The organism is Saccharomonospora iraqiensis subsp. iraqiensis, from assembly GCF_000430445.1.
GTDB classification, from domain to species: Bacteria; Actinomycetota; Actinomycetes; order Mycobacteriales; family Pseudonocardiaceae; genus Saccharomonospora; species Saccharomonospora iraqiensis.
In genome coordinates this window covers 10,141-16,221 of record NZ_KE387109.1, presented here as the reverse complement: position 1 = coordinate 16,221, position 6,081 = coordinate 10,141, and the positions used below count along the sequence as shown (strand labels likewise).

The following is a 6,081-nucleotide window of genomic DNA, read 5'->3' as shown; positions in this document are numbered from 1 at the left end:
GCGGCGGCCGCCGCACCGCAGGCGTCGCCGGAGCCCGAGGTCGCCGACGACACGGACGACGCCGGGGACGCCCCGGGCCGGCCCCTGTCCCGCGACGAGCGTTCGCTCGAGGACCGGCTGACGATGACCGATCAGCTGGAACCGATCGACGAGTCGGTCGCGAACATCCGCAAGATCGACGATTCGCTGGCACGGTTCTCCGCGGCCCACGACGAGCTGGAGGCCGAGGAGGAGAAGCGCCGGGCGAAGCGGCAGAAGTTCGCCGCCCGCATCGAACAGACCCGCACCGCACTGCAGAAAGTGGTCTCCGTCGGTGCCCCCCGCACCGGCCGGAACTCCGACGACGACGAGGACTGAACGACCCGCCCCCGGGTGTCCGCGCATGCCCGGGGGCGGGCGTAGGGAATCGACAGCTCCGGTTCACCGAGGGTTCATCCCGCGATGCGGCGTCCGTGCGGAGCCGGACGTAGAGTGAGCCGCATGCGCGAGGCTTACCACGTCGAACTCGAGAATCTGGCGTCGAAACTGGCCGACATGTGCACTCAGGTCGCGGAGGCGATGGAGCGCGCCACGCGGGCCATGTTGGACACCGACCTCGAACTCGCGGAGCGCGTCATCAGCGACGACACCCTGGTCGACGATGCCCGCGCCGACTGCGAGGAGCAGGCGTACGCGCTGCTGGCGCTCCAGTCGCCGGTGGCGACGGATCTCCGGGTGATCCTCGCCGCGATCCACGCGGCGGAGAGTCTCGAACGCATGGGGGACCTGGCGCTGCACGTCGCCAAGGCGGCCCGCAGGCGGCACCCCGACCCGGTGCTGCCGGACGACGTGCGGCGGTACTTCGACGACATGGGGCAGGCCTCGGTGCGCCTGGCCCGCCGGGCCGAACAGGTGATCCGCACCCGCGACGTGGACGCCGCCCGGGCCATCGAGTCCGACGACGACCAGGTCGACGAGATCCACCGGCACCTGTTCAGCGTCATCATGGACAAGGAGTGGGAGCACGGCGTCTCCGCGGCCGTGGACATCACCCTGCTCGGCCGGTTCTACGAGCGCTACGCCGACCACGCGGTGTCGGTCGCCCGGCGGATGGTGTTCGTCGTCACCGGCCGGATGCCCGGGTACTCCACGTCCGACGTCTGAGCCTCCCGCACGTCCCCGTCCGCCCCCGCGACGGCCGGACGTCCCCGCGAACGCGCCCGGGACGTCCGGCCACGCGCCGACCCGACGTCACCCATCCGTGATGTCGCTGTGACGTCCGACCGTCGTCGGGTTCCGTTCAGTCGCTGTTCACCGACACTGTCCTGGGGTGTCACGTCCCGGCCATAGCGTTCCGTTCCGTGAGCAACCCCAGCGGCCGGCCGCGGTCGGCCACGACTCATCGGAAGAGGTTTCCCGTGCAGCGTCACTCCCTGCGCCTCGCCCTCGCCCTCCCCGCGGCGGCGACGCTCGCGCTCACCGCCTGCACCGCCGTGAACGAGCGCGGAGACGGCCCGGGCGGGGGCTCGGGCCTCGCCGGAACGATCTCCGGTGCCGGAGCCAGCTCGCAGGAGGCCGCCCAGGCGGCCTGGCAGGCGGGCTTCGTGGAGAGCAACCCGGACGTCACGGTGAACTACGACCCCATCGGCTCGGGCGGCGGCCGCGAGCAGTTCGTCAACGGTGGTTCCGACTTCGGCGGCACCGACGCCTACCTCGACGAGCAGGAGCTCGCCGGAGCGAAGGAACGCTGCGGACAGGTCGTCGAGCTGCCGGTCTACGTCTCCCCCGTGGCGATCGTGTTCAACCTCGACGGGGTCGACACGCTCAACCTCGGGCCCGAGACCATCGCCAAGATCTTCAACCAGGACATCACCACCTGGAACGACCCGGAGATCGCCGCGGACAACCCGGACGCGCAACTCCCCGACACCCCGATCACCCCGGTGAACCGTTCGGACGAGTCCGGCACGACGGAGAACTTCCTGGAGTACCTCTCCGCCGCGGCCCCCGACGCATGGCCGCACGAGGTCAGCGGGGACTGGCCGGTGGCCGGCGGTGAGGCCGCGCAGGGCACCTCCGGTGTCGTGCAGGCCGTGCGCAACGGCAACGGCACGATCGGCTACGCCGACGCGAGTCGGGCGGGCGAGTTGAGCACCGTCTCCGTCGGGGTCGGCGACGAGTTCGTCGACTATTCGCCGGACGCCGCCGCGAAGGTGATGGAGGTCTCCGAGCGGATCGAGGGCCGTGGCGAGTACAGCTACGCCTACGACCTCGCCCGGGACACCACCGAGTCCGGCACCTACCCCATCGTGCTGGTGTCCTACGCTCTGGCCTGCGCGAATTACGATGACTCCGGCAAGGCCGAGCTCGTCCGGTCCTACTTCGAGTACATGCTCAGCGCCGAGGGACAGGACACCGCGGCCGAGAACGCGGGTTCCGCCCCGCTGTCCTACACACTGCGCAAGGACCTCGAACCCGCGGTGGCGGCGATCGGCTCCGGCTCCGGCAGCTGAGCGCCGCGAGGAGTCGCACACGTTCGGGTGGCCACCTCCGTAGGGTGACCACCCGAACGCCCGTGTGCGGGCGGCAAGCACAGGGAAGGGAAGGCAATTGCCCAGCACAGCGGAACAGCCCCGCGCCGGCCGGACACCCCGGCGGCCGGGGGACCGCATCTTCGCAGGAGCCTCCACCGGGGCGGGCGTCCTGATCCTCGTCGTCCTCGCCGGGGTGGCCGCGTTCCTGCTCGTGGAGGCGTGGCCCGCGCTCACCGCCCCCGCCGAGGAGATCCCCGGTGAGGGCGGGGTGGCCGTCTACGTGTGGCCACTGCTGTTCGGCACCGTGCTCTCCGCGGTGTTCGCGCTCGTGCTCGCCGCGCCGCTCGCGGTGGCGATCGCGCTGTTCGTGACCTACTACGCCCCACGTCGCATCGCGCAGGGGCTCGGCTATCTCATCGACCTGCTCGCCGCCGTACCCAGCATCATCTACGGCCTCTGGGGCTTCACCCAACTCGCACCGCTGACGGTGGAACCGACCCGGTGGCTGGCGGAGCACGTCGGGTTCATCCCGTTCTTCGCGGGCCCGGCCTCGGCGACCGGCCGCACGATGCTCGTGGCGATCCTCGTGCTCGCCGTGATGATCCTGCCGATCATCACCGCCGTCGTGCGGGAGGCCTTCCGCCAGACGCCGCGTCTGCACGAGGAGGCGTCGTTGGCGCTGGGCGCCACCCGGTGGGAAATGATCAAAATGGCGGTGCTGCCGTTCGGACGGTCCAGTGTGATCGGTGCCTCGATGCTCGGCCTGGGCCGCGCGCTCGGCGAGACGATGGCCGTGGCCATCGTGCTGTCCGTCTCGGGCGGCATCACGGTCAACCTGATCGGCACCGGTAACCCGTCGACGATCGCGGCGAACATCGCGCTCCAGTTCCCCGAATCCACCGGCATCGCCGTCAACACGCTGATCGCCTCCGGCCTGGTGCTGTTCGCCCTGACCCTGCTCGTGAACATGGCGGCCCGCGCGGTGATCGAGCGCCGCAAGGACTTCTCGGGAGCCAACTGATGCCCACCTCGACGCGAACCCCCGAGACCGGCGGGACCGATCTCCACGCCCCGCTGGCCGGCGTGCCGTTGACCCACGGCCAGCTCCCGAAGTACGCGCCGTGGGTGGTGCTGGCCCTCGCCACGGCCGCGGGCGTCGGCCTGTGGCTGGCGGGCTGGCACGTCGTGGCCGCCGCGGTGGTCGCCGCGCTCGGCCACACCGTCGTGCTCTACAGCTGGTCGCGCTCCGTCGAGGGCGCCCGCAAGGCCACCGACCGGCTGGTGACCGCGGTCGTGACCGGGGCCTTCCTGCTCGCGCTGGTCCCCCTGATCTCGGTCGTGGTCACGGTGTTGACCAACGGGCTCGCCCGGTTCGACGCCGAGTTCTTCACCTGGTCGATGCGCGGCGTGCTCGGCGAGGGCGGTGGCGTCCACCACGCCATCCTGGGCACGCTGATCATCACCGGGCTCGCCACGGCGATCTCGGTCCCGGTGGGGATGCTCACCGCCGTCTACCTCGTCGAGTACGCCCGCGGCAAGCTCGCCAAGGCGATCACCTTCTTCGTCGACGTCATGACCGGCATCCCGTCGATCGTGGCCGGGCTGTTCGCCTACGCGCTGTTCGCGCTGATCTTCGGCCCCGGGGTGCGGATGGGCATCATGGGCGCGGTCGCGCTCAGCGTGCTGATGATCCCCGTGGTCGTCCGGTCCACCGAGGAGATGCTCAAGCTCGTCCCCAACGACCTGCGGGAGGCCTCCTACGCGCTCGGCGTGCCGAAGTGGCGCACTATCCTGAAGGTCGTGCTCCCCACCGCCCTGGCGGGTATCGCCACGGGCGTCACGCTCGCCATCGCGCGCGTGATCGGGGAGACCGCCCCGCTGCTGATCACGGTGGGGATCACCTCCGGCGACAACTTCGACCCGTTCGACGGACGGATGGCCACCCTGTCGGTGTTCGCCTATTACGAGTACGTCAGCCCCGGGACGCCTCCCGGACCGTCGCTGGACCGGGCGTGGGCGGCCGCGCTGCTGCTGATCATCATCGTGATGGCGCTCAACCTCGTCGCCCGGCTGATCTCCCGACTGTTCGCACCGAAGACCCGCGGCTGACGCGGGAGACCTGGTAAGGAAGCACTGTGGCAAAGCGCATCGAGGTCAAGGATCTCGACATCTACTACGACAAGTTCCTCGCCGTGCAGGGCGTGTCGATGACCATCCAGCCACGGTCGGTCACCGCGCTCATCGGGCCCTCCGGCTGCGGCAAGTCGACGTTCCTGCGCACCCTCAACCGGATGCACGAACTCGTGCCGAGCGCGCGCGTGGAGGGTCAGGTCTTCATGGACGACCAGGACCTCTACGCCCCGGACGTGGACCCGGTGCGGGTGCGCACCCAGATCGGCATGGTCTTCCAGAAGGCCAACCCGTTCCCGACGATGTCCATCTACGACAACGTGGCCGCCGGGCTCAAGCTCAACAACAAGCGGGTCCGCCGTGCGGAGATGGACGAGATCGTCGAACGCTCGCTGCGGTCGGCGAACCTGTGGACCGAGGTCAAGGACCGGCTGAGCAAGCCCGGCTCGGGCCTGTCCGGGGGCCAGCAGCAGCGGCTGTGCATCGCCCGGGCGATCGCCGTGCAGCCGGACGTTCTGCTGATGGACGAGCCGTGCTCGGCACTGGACCCGATCTCCACCCAGGCCATCGAGGACCTGATGCTGGAGCTGAAGGAGAACTACACGATCGTGATCGTGACGCACAACATGCAGCAGGCGGCGCGGGTGAGCGACACGACCGGGTTCTTCAACCTCAAGGGCGTCGGCGAGCCGGGTGAGCTCGTGGAGATCGACGAGACCACCACGATCTTCTCCACCCCGCAGAACAAGGCCACCGAGGACTACATCTCCGGCCGGTTCGGCTGAGTCGTCCACCCTGCCGTTCCACGCCGCCGTTCCCGCCCGGGCCGGGCCGCCCTCCGGGGTGGCTCCGGCCGGGGCGGTCCCCGACCGGGGTGACGGGGTCAGCCGTCGAGGGCGTACTGCACGTCGGTCTCGACGGTGTCGAAACCCAGCGCGCGGTAGACGGCCACGGCGGGCGCGTTGTCCCCCTCGACGTAGAGGATCACCTGGTCCAGTCCGCGCCCGCGGAGATACCGCAGGCCGGCCAGCGTCAACGCCCTGCCGAGCCCGCCGCCCTGCGCGGCGGGATCCACGCCGACCACGTAGACCTCGCCGACCGGGCGTCCGCCGAACCGGTGCGGGTTCGGTGGGTGGATCTTCGTCCAGTGGAACCCGACCAGCTCGCCCTCCGTGTTCTCCGCGAGGAAGAACCCGTCCGGGTCGAACCAGTCCTCCCGCTCGGCGTCGGTCAGCTGCGCCACGTCGAAGGCCGCCTGCTCGGGGTGCCAGTGGAACGCGCGGGCGTTGACCTCCACCATCGCCCGTTCGTCCCGGCCCGGCACGAAGGTCCGTAGGCGCACGCCCGCGGGAAGCCGGGGCTCGGGCCACTCCTGACCTGCCGATTCGGCCCGCATCACCAGCAGCTCGCGCGCGCGGGTCATCGCGTGCCGCTGTGC

At 70.4% G+C, this 6,081-nt stretch carries 6 protein-coding genes and 1 pseudogene; 6 read left to right on the top strand and 1 reads right to left on the bottom strand.

Going from position 1 to position 6,081, the window contains the following annotated elements:
* The 6 genes and pseudogenes from ACTIR_RS27250 to pstB form a co-directional block, all read left to right on the top strand.
* Nucleotides 1–357: pseudogene (locus tag ACTIR_RS27250) on the top strand (LCP family protein); the annotation flags it as partial.
* Between the two features lie 123 nt (nucleotides 358–480).
* A complete protein-coding gene (phoU, locus tag ACTIR_RS0115780; protein WP_026455003.1) occupies nucleotides 481–1,143 on the top strand; it encodes a phosphate signaling complex protein PhoU in 663 nt (220 codons plus the stop codon).
* A 254-nt stretch (nucleotides 1,144–1,397) separates the two neighbouring features.
* Nucleotides 1,398–2,492, top strand: coding sequence for a phosphate ABC transporter substrate-binding protein PstS (pstS, locus tag ACTIR_RS0115775; protein ID WP_026455002.1), 1,095 nt, complete (start codon nucleotides 1,398–1,400; stop codon nucleotides 2,490–2,492).
* 97 nt (nucleotides 2,493–2,589) lie between these two features.
* Complete coding sequence (gene pstC, locus ACTIR_RS0115770; RefSeq protein ID WP_026455001.1) at nucleotides 2,590–3,534, top strand: phosphate ABC transporter permease subunit PstC; 945 nt, start codon at nucleotides 2,590–2,592, stop codon at nucleotides 3,532–3,534.
* Nucleotides 3,534–4,622: a phosphate ABC transporter permease PstA gene (gene pstA / locus ACTIR_RS0115765; protein ID WP_026455000.1), complete on the top strand. Its 1,089-nt coding sequence runs from the start codon at nucleotides 3,534–3,536 to the stop codon at nucleotides 4,620–4,622. Before pstC ends, pstA begins: the two co-directional genes overlap by 1 nt.
* 26 nt (nucleotides 4,623–4,648) lie before the next feature.
* Nucleotides 4,649–5,428, top strand: coding sequence for a phosphate ABC transporter ATP-binding protein PstB (pstB, locus tag ACTIR_RS0115760; protein WP_026454999.1), 780 nt, complete (start codon nucleotides 4,649–4,651; stop codon nucleotides 5,426–5,428).
* A 98-nt stretch (nucleotides 5,429–5,526) separates the two neighbouring features.
* Here pstB and mshD read toward each other — a convergent pair.
* Nucleotides 5,527–6,081: mycothiol synthase (gene mshD / locus ACTIR_RS0115755; RefSeq protein ID WP_026454998.1), on the bottom strand; the 555-nt coding region annotated here is incomplete at its 5' end.

Bases quoted from the DNA above. Each gene is read 5' to 3' on its own strand.
- phoU (WP_026455003.1), top strand. From the start codon at position 481: ATGCGCGAGGCTTACCACGTCGAACTCGAGAATCTGGCGTCGAAACTG.
- pstA (WP_026455000.1), top strand. From the start codon at position 3,534: ATGCCCACCTCGACGCGAACCCCCGAGACCGGCGGGACCGATCTCCAC.